The sequence below is a fragment of the Pontixanthobacter gangjinensis genome, from assembly GCF_009827545.1.
Classification (GTDB): Bacteria; Pseudomonadota; Alphaproteobacteria; order Sphingomonadales; family Sphingomonadaceae; genus Pontixanthobacter; species Pontixanthobacter gangjinensis.
The window spans coordinates 923,814-942,335 of record NZ_WTYS01000001.1 but is presented as its reverse complement, the minus strand read 5'-3'; the positions used below and the strand labels follow the sequence as shown (position 1 = coordinate 942,335).

Sequence of the window (18,522 nt, the reverse complement as noted above, 5' to 3'; positions counted from 1 at the left end):
TTTACGAGATTATGTTGCGCTGCACAAAAATTCCTTGACTTCGCAGCTGCGATGCCTATTTTGTGCAGTGCAACATAAAGGGATGGAATTCCCTCTCGAAGCAACAAGGAATTTATCATGGCAACTAGCGCCAGCAAAATCGATACCGCAGCCGAAAAAGCATATGCCGAAGCCGCTGCCAAGAAAACTGAAACCAAGGCCGATGCTACTGACGTCAGTGTCGCGGCAATCGCCAAGGCTGTAGAAGCTGATACACCAGCTCCGGCCAAGAAGGCAGCCGCTAAACCTGCTGCCAAGAAAGCCGGGACAAAGAAAGTGGCCACCAAGAAGAAGGTAGCAGCCAAAAAGGCCGCTCCTGCGAAGAAAGCCGCTTCCAAGAAAGTTGCCTCTAAGAAGGCAGCCAAGAAGCCAGCGACAAAGAAAATTACAAAGACAAACAAAACTTCCACGAAGGAAACGGTTATGACTAAAGCACAAACTAAAGCCGCTAATTACACCGCTCAGGTAAAAGACGGTCTCGCCGATATCCAGTCACGCGCCAAGACCGTTTACGGCAAAGGCACCGAAGTTGCTGCAGACATGGGTGAATTCACCAAAGCAAATGTCGAAGCAGTTGTTGAATCGGGCAAGATTCTTGCTGCTGGCATGCAAGACATGGGCAAAGCCTATGTTGCAGACGCCAAGGGTGTTGTTGAAGTCGTAACCGCAGACGTCAAAGAAGTCGCTGCTGTGCGTTCGCCAACTGAATTCGTTCAGCTTCAAAGCAAGATCGTCAGCCGCAACTTCGACGCGACTGTCGCGGCTGTTTCGAAGAACACCGAAGCATGGGTTAAGCTGAGCAACGAAGCATTCGCGCCAATTTCGAGCCGCGTAAGCATTGCGATGGACAAAGTCCGCAAGGCTGCCTGAATTCTTCCGGTCCAATGACTTGAAAGTCCTGGGCCTAGAAATTTTCGCCGGCACCCCTCTCCCTCTTCGCCGGCGGACATCAATTGCGGGTCGGACGTTATACGTTCGGCCCGTTATTTGATTCTGCGGATGACCGTTCAATCAGAAAAAACGTGAAGCTGAAGCAAACAATCTCGCAAAGATTGGGCCTTTCGCTTCAAACGGTGCAATGCCCCCTTGCGAATACCAATCGCCTTACGATATTGGCCCAGTGATGATCTCTAATACCCAACCCACACTCGTGCTCTCGTATTCGAGTAGCGCAGCTCAATGCTCTCCAATCGTGAGTGCATCCGAGGACGGCGGGCCCGACGATGAGGGAACCGATGGCGATACGGAAGTCGGAATTGCGACAAAGACCCAGGCAAAACCCAAAAAACCCAGTCAATACAAAGTTTTGCTGCTGAACGATGATTACACGCCGATGGAATTCGTCGTGATGATCCTCAAACGCTTCTTCAGGATGGATTTGGAGCAGGCCACACGGGTTATGCTTCATGTCCATCAAAAGGGTGTGGGCGTCTGCGGGATATTCCCATACGAAGTCGCGGAAACCAAGGTCAATCAGGTGATGGATTTCGCCAAGGAGAATCAGCATCCGCTGCAATGTACGCTAGAAAAGGCATAACCTTACACGCGCAGGAAAGCCACTTTCCGGGTGCCACACAGCCTATGAAAGCCGAGCTTGTGAAATGTAGGGCATGACCGCGACGAAATTTCGCGCTAGAACGTCATCACCCTTCACCGAAACAGGCAAACAACGCGAGCGTGTTCAAATTCATTCCCTCCGTTGACCGATACATCTTCAGGCTCGTCATTGTGCCTATGCTAGGTGTATTTGCGCTAGCAGCAACACTACTTTTGCTCGACAAAATGCTAAGGCTTTTTGATTTTGTTGCGACAGAAGGCGGTCCAATCGACATCGTTTTCAAGATGCTCGCCAGCCTTCTTCCTGAATATGCCAGCTTGGCCATCCCGCTTGGGCTTTTGCTCGGCATTCTCCTCGCTTTTCGCAAATTGGCAACGACGAGCGAATTGGATGTATTCCGCGCCGTTGGCATGGGATACGGGCGCTTGCTCCGTGTACCATACATAATCGCTGGCATATTGATGGCGGTGAATGTTGCGCTGGTGTTTTATGTTCAGCCGGTTAGCCGGTATTATTACGAGCAGCTTGAATATGAATTGCGTTCAGGCGCGCTGGGCGCATCGATCAAGGTAGGCGAATTTACCACTCTCGCCGACAAAATGGCTTTGCGGATCGAGCAGAGCGAAGATGATGGTCGCCGGCTCAAGGGCATCTTTGCTCGGGTTGCCAACAGCAAGGGCCAGGTCCTCTCTATTACCGCGCGCGAAGGAAATTTCCTCGCCACTAGCGATAGCGCCGATACGATTATCCTGCGGCTGACTGACGGCACGATTGTCCAAGACACCGGCAACGAGAAGGCAACCTCCCGCGTGCTCAGTTTTACCCGCCACGATCTGCCGATTGATCTGCCCAAGATCGAGGAGTTCAGAGAACGCGGAGATGCTGAACGGGAGTATATTCTTCCAGAATTGCTCAATGTCGGTTGGTCGGACAAAACGAGCCAGGAAAAACGCGACGCGAGCCAGGCAAGCTTTAACTTCCGCTTGGTCGAAGTTGTCATGATGCTGCTGATGCCGCTGCTCGCGGTCGCGCTGGCCATCCCGCCCAAACGATCGACGTCCGCTCTCGGGGTGTTTGTGTCGATCGTGATGGTCGTCGCGTATCACAAGGTGAACCAATATGGAGAGGATATCGCCACATTGGGGCGGATTGATCCTGTGATCGCCCTGTGGGGGCCGTTCGTGCTGTTTGCGGCGCTGATCCTGTGGATGTATTACCGAGTGGCATTTGTGCCCGGCGGGCAAGCAATCGGCGCACTGGAGGCGGGGGCCGCGAAATTGGCCAAGGCCATTCGCAAGCTGTTCAAGCGCAAAAAACGCAAACATGGTGCACAGGGAGATTTGGTTGCGGCCGAATAGAATATGCAACTCGATTTCTTCCCTTCCAAAACCCTGACGCTGTATCTCGCGAAACTGTTTATCGTGCGCATTGTGGCGATGCTCGCAGTGCTTGTGCTGGTGTTGATGGCCCTTGATCTGCTCAGCACTAGCGGAGAGATTTTGTCCGTTCCGGGAAATGGTCAGGCTCAGTTGCTCGATTATGTTTCGCTTCGCATTCCGCAATTAATTGCTCGCTTCCTGCCTTATTCGGTTTTGCTTGCGACGATCATTTCACTGATAACGCTCAATCAGAATAGCGAGGTGATTGCGATGAAGGCAGCGGGCCTTTCAGCGCATCAGGTGCTGGCTCCGCTGCTGCTAACCGCACTGATCGTATCCGGCTTGAGCTTTGCCTTTAACGAGCGCGTCGTTACGCGCGCAACTGCGACACTGAAAGCATGGGAAGGCGCCGAGTTCGGGCCGATCCCGAAAATTACGGGTGTGCGCACCAATGTCTATCTGACCGACGGCGAGAATATTCTTACAGCCGCCCGGATAATAGGGAGCGGCCCTGACACGCGGATGGAAGAAGTGACTTGGTATCAGCGCGATCCGCAAGGCATGTTGTCGCGTCAAGTGCGCGCATCCAATGCAACCTATGCGGGCCCAGGCTGGAAATTGTCAGGTTATGAAAGTTTCGACGTTGCATCAGCAGAAACAACGCAAGGCGAAACCATGGTCGTCGGCAAAGGCTTAACGACGGACCAAATTGAATTGGAAAGCGTCGATCCCGACACTCAAGGCTTCTTCGAATTGTCTGACTCGATCGACGCCTATGACGCGGTAGGCCGTCGATCGACCGAATTGAGGTCAAAGTGGTGGCATAAGCTATCGGGCCCGCTTTCGGCATTCCTGATGCCATTGCTAGGCGCGATTGCAGCGTTTGGCCTTGCCCGTTCGGGCCAATTGTTCGTTCGGGCGGTTATCGGAATGGCGCTCGGCTTTGCCTACTTCGTGGTTGATAATGCTGCGTTGGCGATGGGCAATTTCGGCGGGTATCCGCCGCTATTGGCGGCATGGGCACCATTCTTCCTATTCGCATTGATCGGCGAAACTGTCCTTATCCGGACTGAGGAATGAGCGAGTGGTCACTGCGGTTGTCGCGCGCCAGCGACGCCGAAATACTTCCCGCAATCGAGAGCGCAGCAGGCCAATTATTCGCCGATGATCCCGATCTGGCGAAAATCGATGTTACCGAAACATGGACGGCTTCGGAGCACCGCAAATTGATCTCTAAAGGGCATTGCCTTACTGCTCTGGTCGGAGATGATATCGTAGGCTTTTTGACCACAGAGCCATTCCGGCGCGAATTGCATATTTGGGAAATGTCGGTGCATCCATCTCATCAAAAAAGCGGGATCGGCGCAGGGCTTTTGCGAGCTTGTATGATTGACGCGCGCAATAGCGGTTTTGTCGCGCTGACCCTGACCACGTTTCGCGATATTGCTTGGAATGCCCCGTTTTACGCTCGCCTGGGTTTCACCGAGATTGCCGATCCGCAGGCGCATCCACGCTTGGCAGAAACCTTGGCGGAGGAGGTTGAGGACGGCTTACCGCGAACACGGCGCTGCGCCATGATCCACTTCTTGGAATAGCTGCGACGCCTCAGTTCGAGCGCATCGTGCTCCGCGCAATCCGGCTGACCAATGACCACATGCCAGTGTGGTTCGCCTTACCAATCGTTGAGCCTTCACCGAGATGGCCGACCAGCCTGCGATGGGCCTCAGGCAGGGAATGATACGGCATACTGGGCAGCAGATGATGGAGCGCGTGATAGCGCAAGCCAACTGGTGCCCAAATCTCTGCTATAACGCCCGGCGGCGGAACATTGACCGAGTCCAGATATTGCGCAGTCACAGTCATCGGCTCGCCTTCATTCTCCCACAAATGAGCGACCAATGTGCGCAATTGATTGAGAACGGCGGTTAAGGACAGCACAGCCAAAGCAACCAAGAACGGTTTCCAGCCCAGCAGAAAAATACTGGCGATCAAAGTCCAAGACCACGCCGTCGCCAGAGCCTCCTGCCAAACAACCCGCTTCTTAAGGTCTCCTTCAGGCGGGCGGCGGCGGAAATTGGGGTTGATCGAAAGCGAAGAAACCCGCTCCCAAACCAATTTGCGAATCGGCGGAATGACCACCCCCAGAGGGACTAGAATCGCCGACCGGATCACCAGCGCAGGCGGCGCAAGCAAGGCGATCAAAACGAACAGCGGTAACGACCATGGCTTCATCAGCGCAAGCGGCAGATATTCGGGGTCTTCCGCAGTTCCGTATCGTGTACGCGCATGGTGCAAAGTGTGGACGCCTTCATAGGTGAAAGACGGTGCCAACATCGGAATCCCAACAAGCAGGTTCCACACGGTGCGGAAACCGGGCAGCGCATTTTTGTGGATGTGGGTAATTTCGTGGATGAACAACAAGGCACGATAAAGCACCAGCGCCGAGAACACGCCGAGCACGATGGCCAATGGAACACTATCAACAAGGATCGCCCCGGCGAGCGCGGCATAGCCCACCGCTGCACTGCCGAGCATGTCCGACCAGTAAACCAATGGCCGAGCTTCTGAAATATCCTTGGTCAAGTCACGCGCAGCGCGGAGCATATCCTTGTCATCGGGAATTGCCGTGCGCGCAGTCGCGGACGCGTTGATGCTGTTTTGTGCGTTCATATCTCTATTTCCGAGGATGCCCTTACCGGAGAATTGCCGGTGACAACAGCCCCTAACCCTTTGGGCAGGCGGCCGCTCTTTCTTGACAAGATACCATTAGCAAACACAGGGCTAACCTAGTGTGAATAATGACAGCCTGTGGGTGATGAATTTGACCGACCAGAAAATAGTAATTGCTCCGGTAATCAACAAGGCGCAGCGCAAAATTTTTGTCACGATTGGCCAGCGCTTTTCCGCTGCCACTCCCAACAGCGTCCCGCAATTGCGCAGCGAATTGCTCGAACTGGTAAATCCTGCGAAAAACCCGTTCTTTGGTCATGCCCGGGTGCAATTAATGATTGCCTATCGCGGCGGTGAGCCAGTTGGCAGGATTTCAGCCCATATAGACGAGCTCGCACTGGAACTACCACCCGCTCAAGGCTTCGGTCCGGGTGCCGGGATGTTTGGATATTTTGACGCGGAGGATGAGGATGTCGGTAAAGCGCTTATGTCAGCCGCCGAGGATTGGCTTCGCAGGCAAGGAATGACACGATCACTAGGTCCGATTTCGATGTCGATTTGGGAGGAGCCCGGTTTGCTGACGCGCGGCCATGACAAGCCACCGGTGATAATGATGGGTCACGATCCCGCACATTATCAGGCGTGGATTGAGGCAAACGATTATAAGCCAGCTAAAAAGCTTGTGACTTATGACATCGACGTAAGCCAGCCATTCCCGCCAATTGTCCAGCGTATTGTCCAATCGGCCAAGCGTAATCCAAAGATCCGGATGCGGAATGCGGATAAGAGTGTGTTCGGTCAGGAAGTGCGGATCATTCTCGAAATTTTGAACGATGCATGGTCGGACAACTGGGGCTTTATTCCCTTTACCGAGCAAGAAATCGAATACGCTGCCAAGAAGCTAAAACCGATTGTGCTGCCCGAATTGGTCAAGATCGTTGAGTTGGACGGGGTTCCGAGTGCCTTCATAATCACCTTACCAGACCTAAATGAAGTGTTATCAGCGATAGGGGGCAAGCTGTTACCGTTTGGCTGGTTCAAGATCCTGCGCTGGCTGCGCAAGCCGCGAAGCAGGCAATTACGCGTCCCGCTGATGGGCGTGCTTAAGGAATATCATTCTACCCGCATGGCAAGCCAATTGGCCTTCTTGATGATCGATGAAATCGGTCGTACCGCTTTTGAAGAATTCGGCGTAAAAACTGGCGAGATCGGCTGGGTTCTCGAGGACAACAAGGGAATGATTTCCATCGCCGAAACGCTTGATGGAGAAATTAGCCGCGAATATCTCATTTATGAAAAATCGTTGTAAATCAGGCGACGTGAAAAATACCACTTGATTAATGTAAGCTTCTGGGAAATATCGCTTTTCTGAGCAACGGCCTACTTATGTCTGCGCTGTCTTGAAGGAGCTTCAGTTGTCTAACATGAGCAAATTGGCGAAGACAATATTGGTTGTCGAAGACGATACGCTCATTGCTATGGCCATCGAAGCTATCGCTTCAGATGCCGGAGCCGAGAGCATCGATACATGCACAACCACTTCAGAAGCCCTCGTTGCGCTAAAGAACAAGGACTACGACGCAGTCGTGCTCGATGTGCACCTGTCTGATAGTGACGACGGTTGGGAAGTGGCTGAGCTGCTACAGAATTTGGGGCCGGCAGCGCCAAAAATCGTTTTCTCGACCGGCAGTCCGGATTCTATCCCAGAAGATATCGCTCGCTTTGGGACTGTATTGGCAAAGCCGTATCAAGAGAAAGACTTGGTTGCCGCCTTACAATTGCCGGTAGGCGGGTTGCTACGCAGGTTTGCAAGACCTGCATGATCTTTGACCGAATTACCGGACATTTAGAAGAGAGAAATCCTGTTGATGCCGGCAATTAAAAGGCCTTTCCCCTCTTTGAGGGAAAAGGCCTTTCGGGATTATGTCACCACCGTTTGGACGGGAGGGGGTGTCTCGGCGGTGATACAACTAAAATGCCCGAATATGTAAGCGGTTCCCGCAACGAAAATCCGATTTCGAATAAATCTTATAAAATGCTGATTTTAAACGTATGTTTTTGCAAACGCGCCCCACTCGCCCTTGCTCTGAAACTGCAAAGAAACGCAAATTTGTTCGTTAAAACGTTTCGAAAACGTGAACCATCAGCTATGATCGCAATCGTCACTTGGAGCACGGAACCAACACGGTCAAAGCCCGTTTACAGTGCTTACAAAAGGAAAAAGAAAAGATGCCGCTCGGACAACAAGTTGCTGAATATTTGCCTTATCTGCGCCGCTATGCCCGGGCGCTAAGCGGATCGCAAGCGACAGGCGATGCGTTTGTCAGAGCAACATTGGAAGCCGCGATCGCAGACGATGACGTTAAATCGTCACTTTCGAGCGGCCGCGTTGCTTTGTACCAGACCTTCAACAAGGTCTGGTCGAGTGCTTACATGGAAATTGACGCCCATGATGAAGGCGCGAACGAGCATGAAATTGCCGCACAAGGTAAATTGCGGCGCGTCACCCCGTTTAACCGGCAAGCATTACTGCTGACGACTTTGGAAGAATTCAGCGCGTCGGATGCCGCACAAATCATGGACATCTCCGTGACCGATGTTGAAAGCCTGGTTCAAGAGGCCATCGCCGAAATTGATCGTGAAACCACCACCAGCGTCCTGATTATTGAGGATGAACCCTTGATTTCAATGCAATTGGAAGATCTGGTAACATCGCTTGGTCATGAAGTATGCGGGACCGCCGCAACACGCACTCAGGCGGCGGAAGTTGTTGCTGAACAGACTCCTGGTTTGGTCCTCGCCGATATCCAGCTAGCTGATGGCTCCTCTGGGCTTGATGCTGTTGACGATATCCTTGCGATGGGCAGCGTTCCCGTGATTTTCATCACCGCTTACCCGGAACGTCTGCTTACTGGCGACCGTCCCGAACCCACATATCTGGTTACGAAACCTTTTCTGGAGGCAACGGTCAGTGCTGCAATTAGCCAAGCGTTGTTCTTCGGTTCGAGCCAACCGATAGGCTAGACGACAGCTTGATTTTTCGATTCAGACACACTGAACAAATGATCAACCTTGTCTGCCAGCTCTGATTGCAAAGTCGCTCGGAGGTCGCACAGGCACTGTCAGGCTGCACGTCACCCCTGCAGGATCGAAATTCAACTTGACCGGGCTGCGCAGTTCATGTGCCACAATTTTTTCGATCAAATTGGTACCGAATCCTGCTTTCCGACTGGCCGAGACGGGCGGGCCGCCCGCCTCGGCCCAATCGATCTGTACGAAATCTTCGCCTTTCATTTCCCAAGTCACGCTCACCGATCCGCCGCTCTTGCTCAGCGCGCCGTATTTGGCAGCGTTGGTTGCCAATTCATGGATCGCGAGCCCCAGCGAAAGAGCATCATTCGGCGCGATCTCCACAGCGGGACCGCGCATTTCTACGATTTGATCCGATTGATTGGCATACGGGGTCAGTTCAGTTTCGACTAAAGCGCGGATCGGAGTTGCCCCCCACTCAGATTGCGTCAGTAAATCATGAGTCGCCGAAAGTGCGCGTATCCGTCCATCAAGGCTGTCCGCAAATTGATCGAGCGATGATGCCCTCCTGCGGGTGAGTGAAATAATCGAAAGAACATTGGCCAGCGTATTTTTCACGCGGTGATTGAGTTCCCTTGTCAAATTATCCCGGATAGAATTTTGTTCCTGCAGCCTGGCCAGCGAAGAATGATCCTCCAGCGCTTGACGAGTTAGTAACCGAGCAAGAACCATCAGCAAACTCGCCACCAGCAAGCCGAACAGCAAGGTGAGCATCGACAGTCTGGATAACGAATTGCCTAATGCCGATTCGATTTCGAGCACCATCTCGTGATTGCCGATCATAACCGGCTCTGAAACAATATTGCCTGTTTTTTCTTTCGGTGGAATTTCAACCAACAAACGATCGGGCGAAATTTCGCGATCATAAAGGCGAAGGCCTTTTTCGCCTCGCGTTTCGAGCGCCAATGCAGAATCCACGAAGGTTCGGGCATTGATTGGCGAGTAAATAAAGCCCTTTAGTGGCCTTGGTGAGCGGCCGGCTTGGAATACAGGCATATACATGATGAAACCGGCGGCTGTCCCGACGCCCTCTTGTTTTAGAACGACTCTGCCCGAAACAACTGGTTCGCCACTTTCGGCTGCGTCATCCATTGCTTGGCGGCGCACCGGCTCAGAATACATGTCGAAGCCATATGCACGCCGGTTTCGATCTGATGCGGGCTGCAAATAGGTTACTGGCACAATCTGATCGGTGACTTCTACGGCTTGTGGATAGACCGAGACCTCAATGCCGGTCATTTCGCGGTACTGCGCTTCAAAGCTACTGAGTTGATCCGGCCTTAGCCGGACCGCCCAGCCCAACCCTTCAGTGCCCCGATCAATGGGCTCAACCAGTAAATTGCCTGTGAACCGATTAAACAATTGCGGCGTTACAGTATCAACCGTGCTGAACAATGCGGCTCCAGCGCGTAAATAAGCGCTAGTCGTGCTGCTTCGGCGCTCTAATGCAGAAGCAACCGCTTGGGCGCGTTCGCGCAATTCGGCATTCTCGCGCTCGTGCTCTCCGCGTTCAATCGCATAAACACTGAGCGCAGTGATTGCAGAAACCAACAAAAATATCAGCACGGGCACCGCCCGTGGATATTGTATTAGCAGCCTTCTAGCTCGTTTTTCGTGAATTGCGCTTTGCGCCAAAATGGCATTCCTTCAGTTTCGCCTTCAATAACCGTGACTTAGCTAATTCAAAGGGTTTGACACCCTCTCTAATGACAGATTTTGCTAAGGCAAGATTTTCGTCCTGCGATAGGGTTAAGCCAGAATATCATGTGCTGTAAGGAACCAAACAGACAGCCCTTCGTTCCAATTTCACACCACAGCCAAAGTTGTGTATTGCGCACATCACAGCGGCTGCACCTAAAGTTGTAATTTTATCTGATAAAGGATCCGACAGCTTCAATGACTTCGGACTCACAAAACCAATCCGGCAAAGGCCCGGATAACACGTCGCCAAAATGGGCGAACGGACTTCGTCAACTCTACGATTCAGTCGTCGATGAACCCTTGCCTGACAGCTTTACAGATTTGCTTGCCCAGTTGGATGCAAAGCCTGTCGCTGAGCCTAGTGCGGGACACAAGCCCAAAGCCGAAGGCGGGGATCACACCAGCTGATGGCTGATGAAGAGCGTACGGCAGCCGAAAAAGCCGATTTCAAGCGTGAATTGACTGAAGTGGTCCCGCATCTTCGCGCATTTGCGCGCGGTCTTTGCGGTCGCCCCGATATGGCCGATGATCTTGTTCAAGAGACAATGTTGAAGGCATGGGCTGCGCAAGACAGGTTTCAGCTGGGCACATCGATGCGAGCCTGGACTTTTGTCATTCTGCGCAACGCCTATCTGACCGACATGCGTCGCAACCGTTTCCGCGGCGAATATGATGAAGGCGTTGCCGAACGCATTCTGACTGCACCTGCGGGCCAAGAAGAGCCCCTCCACCTTTCTGATATGCACCGCGCCTTGTTGACCCTTCCGCCCGAACGGCGCGAAGCATTGTTGTTGGTGGGCGCTGGCGGGTTTTCTTATGAGGAAGCAGCCAGCATCTGCGGATGCGCGGTGGGTACCATTAAAAGCCGGGTCGGCCGTGCACGTGCTACACTAACCTCGATGCTCGAAGACGGTGATATACCCCGCCGTTCTATGGATGATGCCAGCGCGCACAGGGCAATTTTGGAAGAGTTAGACACTGTTTCAGCCGGCAAAGGCGTGGCGGCTAGGTAAACGCCGGCGCAGCAAATAATTAGCTATGGCATCCAGTCGGTGCACTATCTCCCTAAGGAGGGCCTTGCCCCGCCCCGCGGTTGCGACCAGATAGGAAGCTATGGAAACGCCGTCGCAAGATTCTGAATCTACGCCAGAGAGTATTCAATCATCCAACGCGGGCCAGCGGCTAGCCTTCGCCCAGCAAGAATTACGGCTGATTTCAGCGCTAGTTTTGTTGATCGGCATGGGTCTTTTCCTCGCCCTGCCTTTTGTCTTGTCAATCGGATCGGTGGTCTTTCTGCCGCTGACTACAGCGATAGTGCTGACGATCATCCTGTCGCCGTTGGCGGACAAGCTAGCCAGTTGGGGAATCCCTAACGTTTTGGCATCCTTGATTGCATTGTTGACTTTGTTCGCGGTGTTATTGCTGGCACTTGCGTTGATTTTGCAACCTGCGGTTGATTTGTTTGATAGCGCACCCGCTATGGCCGCAAAGGTTGGGGAGCGGTTCTCGGAGTTTCAGAAGGAATTTGCCTGGCTGGCTCTAGCGAACGAGCAATTATCCAAATTGATGGGGCAATCAGGCGCACGCGAAGTTGTGCTGGCCAGCCCATCTGTCATCCAGCAAGTGGCCTTTGCCACGCCGAGCCTGCTGATCGAAGTGTTGTTGACCTTCTTGATGACCTTTTTCATGATTGAATCGCGGGTCAGGCTGAGGCGCCATTTGTTATTCGACCGGGCATCATTTGGAACCAGCATCAAGGCCGCTCGGGTAATGCGCGAAGTTCAGGACCGCGTTGCTGCTTATATTTTGACAGTGGCTTGGATCAACGGCTGTGTCGGAATCGTCGTGGCGCTGGGCGCTTGGGCGCTGGGAGTAGAGGCACCGATCATGTGGGGCGGCCTCGCTGCCTTGCTCAACTTTCTGCCCTATATCGGACCGCTGCTAATGACCGCGCTGCTATCCTTGTTTGGCCTCGGCACCGCAGACACCCTGCTGCTTGGTCTAATTCCTGCGGCTGCTTATCTGGGTATGCACACAGTAGAAGCGAACGTAGTCACTCCGTCGATTTTGGGGGCTCGTTTTACCATGAGTCCAGTGATGATTTTGATAGCTCTCAGCTATTTCTCATGGATTTGGGGCGTTTTCGGCGCGCTGCTGTCGGTGCCGATATTGCTAATGCTGACCGCGTTCTTTGACCACGTGGGACGCCCAAATCTTGTCGGGTTTGTCTTTGGCGAGCCGTTGTTTCCAGCCGATCGGATTGGACTAAGTAGCGGAGAAGGTTCTTCAGACGAACCAGCAGCATAGACACAAAGAAAAGCCCGCTCCGAATACAATCGAAGCGGGCATCCCAAATTGCTGTCTAAACCAGACTTAGAAGGTCCAAGTCGTTCCGCGAGCCAGATTTTCCGAGGCAAACGCCCAGTTCAGCTTGGTTTCAATTACAGCTTTCAAATATGCAGGGCGCGCATTTTGGTGGTCCAGATAATATGCGTGCTCCCACACATCGACGGTCAGCAGCGGGTTAAAGCCGCTATCAGCCAGCGTATCGCCATCATGCGTCTCTTCGATTGACAGTTTGCCGTCTTTTTCTGCAAGCCAGACCCAGCCGCTGGCAAAGTGGCCGGCGCCGCGATCGGCAAGCTTCGTTTTAAGCTCATCCAACGAACCAAAGGCGTCGTTGATCATCGCAGTCAGTTCGTCAGATGCCGCGCCGCTTTCTGCTGCCATCGAATGCCAGTAAAATGCGTGGTTCCAGCTTTGCGCTGAATTGTTGAACAGGCCCTGGTTTGAACCGCGCGATGCCGCAATCACTTCTTCAAGCGAGGCATTGGCATGATCGGTGCCTTCGATCGCAGCGTTTGTCTTGTCGATATAGGCTTTGTGATGCTTGCCGTGATGGAATGACAATGTTTCCGCCGAAACGGCTGGAGCAAGTGCGGTGTCTGCATATGGGAGTGCGGGGAGTTCAAAAGCCATAATCTCTTCCTAAAATAACTGAAATTTCTACCGGTCTAATTCTATAACGCCCAAGTTGGTAAAGCGTTGCAAGAAATTCAATTTGCTGGCCCTGTATCACCAGCCACGCGGTCCACGGTGGCCGTCACCGCGACATTCATTGTCACATTGGCGAGCGTGCGCATAATATCAGGCAGCATCTCAACCGCAACCAGCAAGGCAAGCGGTTCAACCGGAACACCCATGGCTATTGCAATCGGGCCGATCGACACAACGAAACTTATCGAACCGGGCAGGCTGACCGATCCGACGCTGATGATAAATGCCACCGCAATGCCGGCAATTAGCACTACCGGCGTCAGTTCCAGCCCCACCAGATGCGCAACATAAATTGCCACCGCCATATTCATCGCCGGGCTGGTTGCCCGGAAAATCGCAACTGCTAGTGGCAATACGAAATCGGCAGAGGCATCGCGGACACCAAGCCGCTTCGCACTGTCGAGCATCGCAGGCAGGCTGGCGAGCGAGCTTTGCGTAGAAACCGCGACCGCTTGTGACGGTAAAATTCCCTTTGCAAATTTAAGCGGAGACATTCGCGCACCGAGCATTGCGAGCAGATATGCGCCGATCAGCACGCAAGCGCCCATTGCGGTCACTGTCAGAATATAATGACCCAAGGTGGCAAACGCATCGCCCCCGCTCCGCGCACCGACACCAAGCGCAAGGGCGAACACACCAAGCGGAGCAATCCACAAAACCCAGCCGATAATCGTCAACATTGCGTTGGCGAGCGCGTGGAAGAACCCGATCAGAGTCTGGCGCTGGCCGTCAGGCAATCCCGATATGGCCACGGCGAACAGCGCGAAGAAAATGGTCAGCGGCAACATTGCCGTCTCCGCAGCTGCGGCGAACAGATTTGGCGCAATTAGTGATTCGAGAAATGCCCATATGCCGGGCACTTGCTGTGCCTCCGCATCAGCAGCGACCAGAATTGCCGATGCCGCTTCGGGGATCGGGAACACCGCTAACAGTGCGGGCATAAACATAGCTGAAACGATACCGCTCAGCAGCAGTACCCCGAACATCAGCCCAAGCATCATTCGGGCCACCTTACCCGCCTTCGCCGCTTGCGCCATTTGCGATATCCCAAGCACCAGCAAGGCCGCAACCAGAGGGATAATCGTCATCTGCAAGGCGCGCAGCCATAATTTACCGAGCAAGTTGGTAAACTGTGAAATTGCCTCGAACAAGCCGGTATCCGCCATAAGCAAGCCCAGCGTCAGGCCCGCAATCAAGCCTCCAAATGTCCACCATACCGGCAGACGAATGGTCACCAGTTCAATTGGTGCCTGCTTAACCTGTGTCAAATCATGTCCCCCGAGGCAGGCTGCCCCTTCACATTGCTGCCTAATCGCGCCAGAAGCCCGTGGCAAATGAGCAAGCTTGTTGCGAGCGAAATCGATAGCGAGAATAATACCATGATACGCAAGTTTTTCGGCACTGACGGGATCCGCGGGCGCACCAACCAAGGGGTTATGACGGCGGAGATCGCAATGCGCGTAGGACAGGCCGCTGGCCGCCACTTTATGCGCGGCGACCATCGCCACCGTGTGGTTATCGGCAAGGACACTCGCCTGTCGGGCTATATGATGGAAAGCGCGCTGGTGGCCGGTTTCACCAGCGTGGGCATGGACGTCATCATGACAGGTCCACTGCCGACGCCAGCCATCGCCTTGCTGACCCGGGAGATGCGCGCCGACATGGGTGTGATGATTTCAGCCAGCCATAATTTGTACGAGGACAATGGCATCAAGCTATTCGGGCCCGATGGTTTCAAGTTGTCAGACGCAGACGAGCTGGCAATCGAAGCAGCGATTATGGGCGAGCAAGAATTGGTCCCTGCATCAAAGGTCGGCCGCGCCCGCCGGATCGAGGACGCACGTGGACGCTACATCCACGCGGTCAAGCAATCCGTATCGAGCGAGATACGTTTCGACGGACTGAAAGTCGTTGTCGATTGCGCCAATGGCGCTGCCTACCAAGTTGCGCCTTCGGCTATTTGGGAATTGGGTGCAGAAGTTATCACGCTGGGCGTCAATCCGAACGGTACCAACATCAATGACGGGGTTGGCTCGACCTCGCTTGACGCGCTGAAGGCCAAAGTTGTTGAAACAGGTGCGGATGTCGGCATTGCGCTGGATGGCGATGCGGACAGGCTGATCGTTGTCGACGAGATGGGACGCACCGTAGATGGTGACCAATTGATGGCGCTGATCGCAACCCGCATGGCAGAACGCGGCAGCCTGACCGGCGGCGGAATTGTCGCCACGGTGATGAGCAACCTTGGTCTTGAACGCTATTTACAATCGCAAGGCTTGGTTCTTGAACGCGCCAAAGTCGGCGACCGACATGTACTCGAAAAAATGCGCGAAGGCGGTTTCAATGTTGGCGGCGAGCAATCGGGTCATATGATCATGCTTGATTACGCCACGACCGGGGATGGGACAACCGCCGCATTGCGCGTGCTCGCAAGTCTGGTCCGCTCGGGCAAGAAGGCTAGCGAGTTGATGCATCTGTTCGACCCCGTGCCGCAATTACTCAAGAACGTCCGCTATGAAGGTGGCGCTCCGCTGGAAAATGACACGGTCAAAGCTGTCATCGCCGAAGCGGAGAAGGAGCTTGAGGGCACTGGCAGACTGGTTATCCGCCCGTCAGGCACAGAGCCTGTCATCCGCGTAATGGCGGAAGGCGATGATGAGGCGCAGGTACATCGCCTCGTGGACCGGATTTGTGACGCCGTTAGGGATGCGGCGTAATGATCGAGGCTAATCATGCTTGAAATGCGCCCCGATTGCGAACGCTGCGGAACAGATACGCCGGCCGCAGCGCCCGGAGCATTCATCTGCAGTTTTGAGTGTACATTCTGCGCCAGTTGCGCCGATCAGGTGGATGACATCTGCCCCAATTGCGGCGGTGAATTGATGGACCGCCCGACCCGCTCGAAAAAACTCCAAGAAAAGAACGCGGCCAGCACAAAACGCATGTTCAAAGCATGACCAATCCGGCCCGTATCCTCGCCATTGCCGGGTCGGACAGTTCGGGCGGCGCAGGCATACAGGCGGACATCAAGACAATTACGATGCTTGGCGGTTATGCAATGACCGCGATCACCGCCATTACCGCGCAGAACACGCTGGGCGTGCAAGGGGTTCAACCTGTCACCAGCGACATGGTCTTCAAACAATTCCAAGCTTGCAGCACCGACATCGGAATAGATGCGATCAAGATTGGCATGATCGGATCGGCCACGACCGCGCTGATGGTATGGGACATGCTCATCGCTCAGCCTGACGCGATCCCGATTGTGTTCGATCCGGTTATGGTTGCGACAAGCGGGTCTTCGCTCGCAGATGCTGAGGCTATTGCCGCCTTCCGTGAAATTATGGACCTCGCCACTGTCGTTACACCCAACCTGCCGGAGCTTGCCGCGCTAACTGACATGCCTGCTTCAAGTTCGACTGACATCGCAGCGGCTGCAGCTCATCTGGCAGCGAAGCATGATTGCCATGTTCTGGCCAAAGGTGGCCACGGCGACGGAGAAATTCTCTTAGATCTGTTGATGGCACCCGATGGTACCTCGAAGGGATTTGGCGGGACGCGCATCAATACGCGCCACACCCACGGTACAGGCTGCACCCTCTCAAGCGCACTGGCGACATTCTTGGGTCAAGGTTTGGCTTTGGAAGCTGCAACGGCACGCGCTATCGAATTTGTGCGGCTGGCGCTGCATGATGCGCCCGGTTTCGGTGCTAAGGCCGGACCGCTTGGCCATCAATCTGTGCGCATGGATTTAACCGATGAGCCGCGACTAAACCAGATCACTCTGGCGGCTGGCGAGTACGGTGAAACGGTACTGTTCTATCGTGCCTTGGGCCTAATCCAAATTGTAGACAGCCCCTCAAACGGATATGCAAGATTTGAAAGCCCCGGCGGAACGACGCTGTCCATATCAACAGGACATGACGAAACCGGCGGTGCCTCCATCTATTTCGAGTGCCTCGATCTCGCCGCGCAGCTTGATCGGCTTCGCGCAAACGGCATTGCCTGTCCCGCGCCGCAAGACCAAAGCTGGAACTGGCGCGAAAGCTGGATCACCGATCCAAGCGGAAACCGGATTTGCTTTTATGCGGCTGGCGAAGATCGCCGTTACCCGCCGTGGCGGATAGGCTGACTACCGCTCAAGCTCGTAGAACTCTGCGATATGTTTCCATGCGTCGTCGGCGGTTTCGCACCAATGGAACAGCTTGAGGTCGTCATGATTGATCGTGCCTTCATCGGCGAGCGCCTCAAGATCGACGACGCGGTTCCAAAAATCTTTGCCGAACAACATGATCGGGATCGGCTTCATCTTGCCGGTCTGGATCAGCGTTAGCAGCTCGAAGAATTCGTCAAACGTGCCGAAACCGCCCGGAAAAACCGCTACAGCGCGCGCGCGGAGCAGGAAGTGCATTTTGCGCAAAGCGAAATAGTGAAAATTAAGCGAGAGATACGGCGTCACATAAGCGTTGGGCGCTTGCTCGTGCGGCAGGATGATATTGAGTCCGATGGACTCTGCACCGGCATCCGATGCACCGTGATTGGCCGCCTCCATGATCGAAGGTCCGCCGCCCGAACATACAACAAACTGGCGTTTGCCGTCTTCGATGATTGACTTTTCGCTCACCAGTTTGGCCAGCGTGTAGGCTTCTTGGTAATATTTGGCCTTTTCGGCCAGTTTTTTAGCCACGGCCTTTTTCTCAGGCGTTGCGTTTGCGACCAGTTCCTCGGCCTTTTCAGGTGAAGGGATGCGGGCCGAACCATACATTACCAGCGTTGAACCAACGCCAGCTTCTTCAAGCAGCATCTCTGGCTTCAGCAATTCAAGCTGGAAGCGCACCGGACGCAGTTCGTCGCGCAGCATGAAATCGGTATCGCGGAATGCCAGCTTATAAGCCGGGTGTTGTGTCTGAGGAGTTGTTTCCGGGCTGGTTTCGGTGAACTTTGCCTCTTCATCAGCGCGGTAGAATTTGCGGTTTGTCAGTTCGTGATCGGTTTTCTTTTCAGTCATATGCCCGCCCTACTGGCCCC

Annotated in this window: 19 protein-coding genes; 14 read left to right on the top strand and 5 right to left on the bottom strand. The window is 54.0% G+C overall.

The features are described 5' to 3' along the window. Positions 1 to 117 precede the first annotated feature (117 nt). From GRI36_RS14085 to GRI36_RS04455, 5 genes are all read left to right on the top strand, one after another. Positions 118 to 909 (top strand): phasin family protein, encoded by a 792-nt coding sequence (locus GRI36_RS14085; RefSeq protein ID WP_160597365.1) that lies wholly within the window; start codon positions 118 to 120, stop codon positions 907 to 909. A gap of 208 nt (positions 910 to 1,117) precedes the next feature. Continuing rightward, on the top strand, positions 1,118 to 1,576 hold the full coding sequence (gene clpS, locus GRI36_RS04470; RefSeq protein ID WP_407985660.1) for an ATP-dependent Clp protease adapter ClpS: 459 nt from the start codon (positions 1,118 to 1,120) through the stop codon (positions 1,574 to 1,576). 140 nt (positions 1,577 to 1,716) lie between these two features. Then, positions 1,717 to 2,955, top strand: coding sequence for an LPS export ABC transporter permease LptF (lptF, locus tag GRI36_RS04465; RefSeq protein ID WP_160597363.1), 1,239 nt, complete (start codon positions 1,717 to 1,719; stop codon positions 2,953 to 2,955). Between the two features lie 3 nt (positions 2,956 to 2,958). Continuing rightward, complete coding sequence (gene lptG, locus GRI36_RS04460) at positions 2,959 to 4,056, top strand: LPS export ABC transporter permease LptG (protein ID WP_160597362.1); 1,098 nt, start codon at positions 2,959 to 2,961, stop codon at positions 4,054 to 4,056. Beyond that, positions 4,053 to 4,571 (top strand): GNAT family N-acetyltransferase, encoded by a 519-nt coding sequence (locus GRI36_RS04455; RefSeq protein WP_160597361.1) that lies wholly within the window; start codon positions 4,053 to 4,055, stop codon positions 4,569 to 4,571. Before lptG ends, GRI36_RS04455 begins: the two co-directional genes overlap by 4 nt. Positions 4,572 to 4,581: 10 nt before the next feature. Here GRI36_RS04455 and GRI36_RS04450 read toward each other — a convergent pair whose 3' ends face one another. Next, on the bottom strand, positions 4,582 to 5,646 hold the full coding sequence (locus GRI36_RS04450) for a fatty acid desaturase family protein (protein WP_160597360.1): 1,065 nt from the start codon (positions 5,644 to 5,646) through the stop codon (positions 4,582 to 4,584). 121 nt (positions 5,647 to 5,767) lie between these two features. Between GRI36_RS04450 and GRI36_RS04445 the strand changes: the two genes are divergently transcribed. From GRI36_RS04445 to GRI36_RS04435, 3 genes are all read left to right on the top strand, one after another. Further along, positions 5,768 to 6,955 (top strand): GNAT family protein, encoded by a 1,188-nt coding sequence (locus GRI36_RS04445; protein WP_328598352.1) that lies wholly within the window; start codon positions 5,768 to 5,770, stop codon positions 6,953 to 6,955. Between the two features lie 115 nt (positions 6,956 to 7,070). Continuing rightward, positions 7,071 to 7,469: a response regulator gene (locus GRI36_RS04440; protein WP_160599058.1), complete on the top strand. Its 399-nt coding sequence runs from the start codon at positions 7,071 to 7,073 to the stop codon at positions 7,467 to 7,469. A 406-nt stretch (positions 7,470 to 7,875) separates the two neighbouring features. Next, on the top strand, positions 7,876 to 8,670 hold the full coding sequence (locus GRI36_RS04435; protein ID WP_160597359.1) for a response regulator: 795 nt from the start codon (positions 7,876 to 7,878) through the stop codon (positions 8,668 to 8,670). 42 nt (positions 8,671 to 8,712) lie between these two features. Here the strand turns inward: GRI36_RS04435 and GRI36_RS04430 are convergent, their stop codons facing one another. Beyond that, entirely contained in the window at positions 8,713 to 10,302 is a 1,590-nt protein-coding gene (locus GRI36_RS04430; RefSeq protein ID WP_328598351.1) for a CHASE domain-containing protein, read from the bottom strand. Positions 10,303 to 10,632: 330 nt separating this feature from the next. Here GRI36_RS04430 and GRI36_RS04425 point away from each other — a divergent pair, with 330 nt between their 5' ends. The 3 genes from GRI36_RS04425 to GRI36_RS04415 all read left to right on the top strand — a co-directional run bounded on the left by GRI36_RS04425 (position 10,633) and on the right by GRI36_RS04415 (position 12,744). Next, positions 10,633 to 10,845, top strand: coding sequence for a NepR family anti-sigma factor (locus GRI36_RS04425; protein WP_160597358.1), 213 nt, complete (start codon positions 10,633 to 10,635; stop codon positions 10,843 to 10,845). Further along, positions 10,845 to 11,450 (top strand): sigma-70 family RNA polymerase sigma factor, encoded by a 606-nt coding sequence (locus tag GRI36_RS04420; RefSeq protein ID WP_160597357.1) that lies wholly within the window; start codon positions 10,845 to 10,847, stop codon positions 11,448 to 11,450. The genes GRI36_RS04425 and GRI36_RS04420 overlap by 1 nt, the downstream gene beginning before the upstream one ends. Before the next feature lie 100 nt (positions 11,451 to 11,550). Next, positions 11,551 to 12,744 carry an AI-2E family transporter gene (locus GRI36_RS04415; RefSeq protein WP_160597356.1) on the top strand — a complete coding sequence of 398 codons (1,194 nt, stop codon included), beginning with the start codon at positions 11,551 to 11,553 and terminating at the stop codon, positions 12,742 to 12,744. Positions 12,745 to 12,810: 66 nt separating this feature from the next. Here the strand turns inward: GRI36_RS04415 and GRI36_RS04410 are convergent, their stop codons facing one another. Together GRI36_RS04410 and GRI36_RS04405 are read right to left on the bottom strand one after the other, a co-directional pair. Further along, the gene (locus GRI36_RS04410) at positions 12,811 to 13,416 is read right to left on the bottom strand and encodes a superoxide dismutase (RefSeq protein ID WP_160597355.1); all 606 of its coding nucleotides are present in this window, start codon (positions 13,414 to 13,416) and stop codon (positions 12,811 to 12,813) included. 77 nt (positions 13,417 to 13,493) lie between these two features. Then, positions 13,494 to 14,762 (bottom strand): dicarboxylate/amino acid:cation symporter, encoded by a 1,269-nt coding sequence (locus tag GRI36_RS04405; RefSeq protein ID WP_202392118.1) that lies wholly within the window; start codon positions 14,760 to 14,762, stop codon positions 13,494 to 13,496. 111 nt (positions 14,763 to 14,873) lie between these two features. On the opposite strand from GRI36_RS04405, the gene glmM reads away from it, so the two are divergent. From glmM to thiD, 3 genes are read left to right on the top strand one after another with little or no spacing between them, the layout of a single operon-like run. Continuing rightward, entirely contained in the window at positions 14,874 to 16,211 is a 1,338-nt protein-coding gene (gene glmM, locus GRI36_RS04400; protein WP_160599055.1) for a phosphoglucosamine mutase, read from the top strand. 15 nt (positions 16,212 to 16,226) lie between these two features. Then, positions 16,227 to 16,451 carry a DUF1272 domain-containing protein gene (locus GRI36_RS04395; RefSeq protein ID WP_160597354.1) on the top strand — a complete coding sequence of 75 codons (225 nt, stop codon included), beginning with the start codon at positions 16,227 to 16,229 and terminating at the stop codon, positions 16,449 to 16,451. Beyond that, positions 16,448 to 17,626: a bifunctional hydroxymethylpyrimidine kinase/phosphomethylpyrimidine kinase gene (gene thiD, locus GRI36_RS04390; protein ID WP_160597353.1), complete on the top strand. Its 1,179-nt coding sequence runs from the start codon at positions 16,448 to 16,450 to the stop codon at positions 17,624 to 17,626. The genes GRI36_RS04395 and thiD overlap by 4 nt, the downstream gene beginning before the upstream one ends. Here thiD and GRI36_RS04385 read toward each other — a convergent pair whose 3' ends face one another. Beyond that, entirely contained in the window at positions 17,627 to 18,502 is an 876-nt protein-coding gene (locus GRI36_RS04385) for an LOG family protein (RefSeq protein WP_160597352.1), read from the bottom strand. Between the last annotated feature and the right edge of the window lie 20 nt (positions 18,503 to 18,522).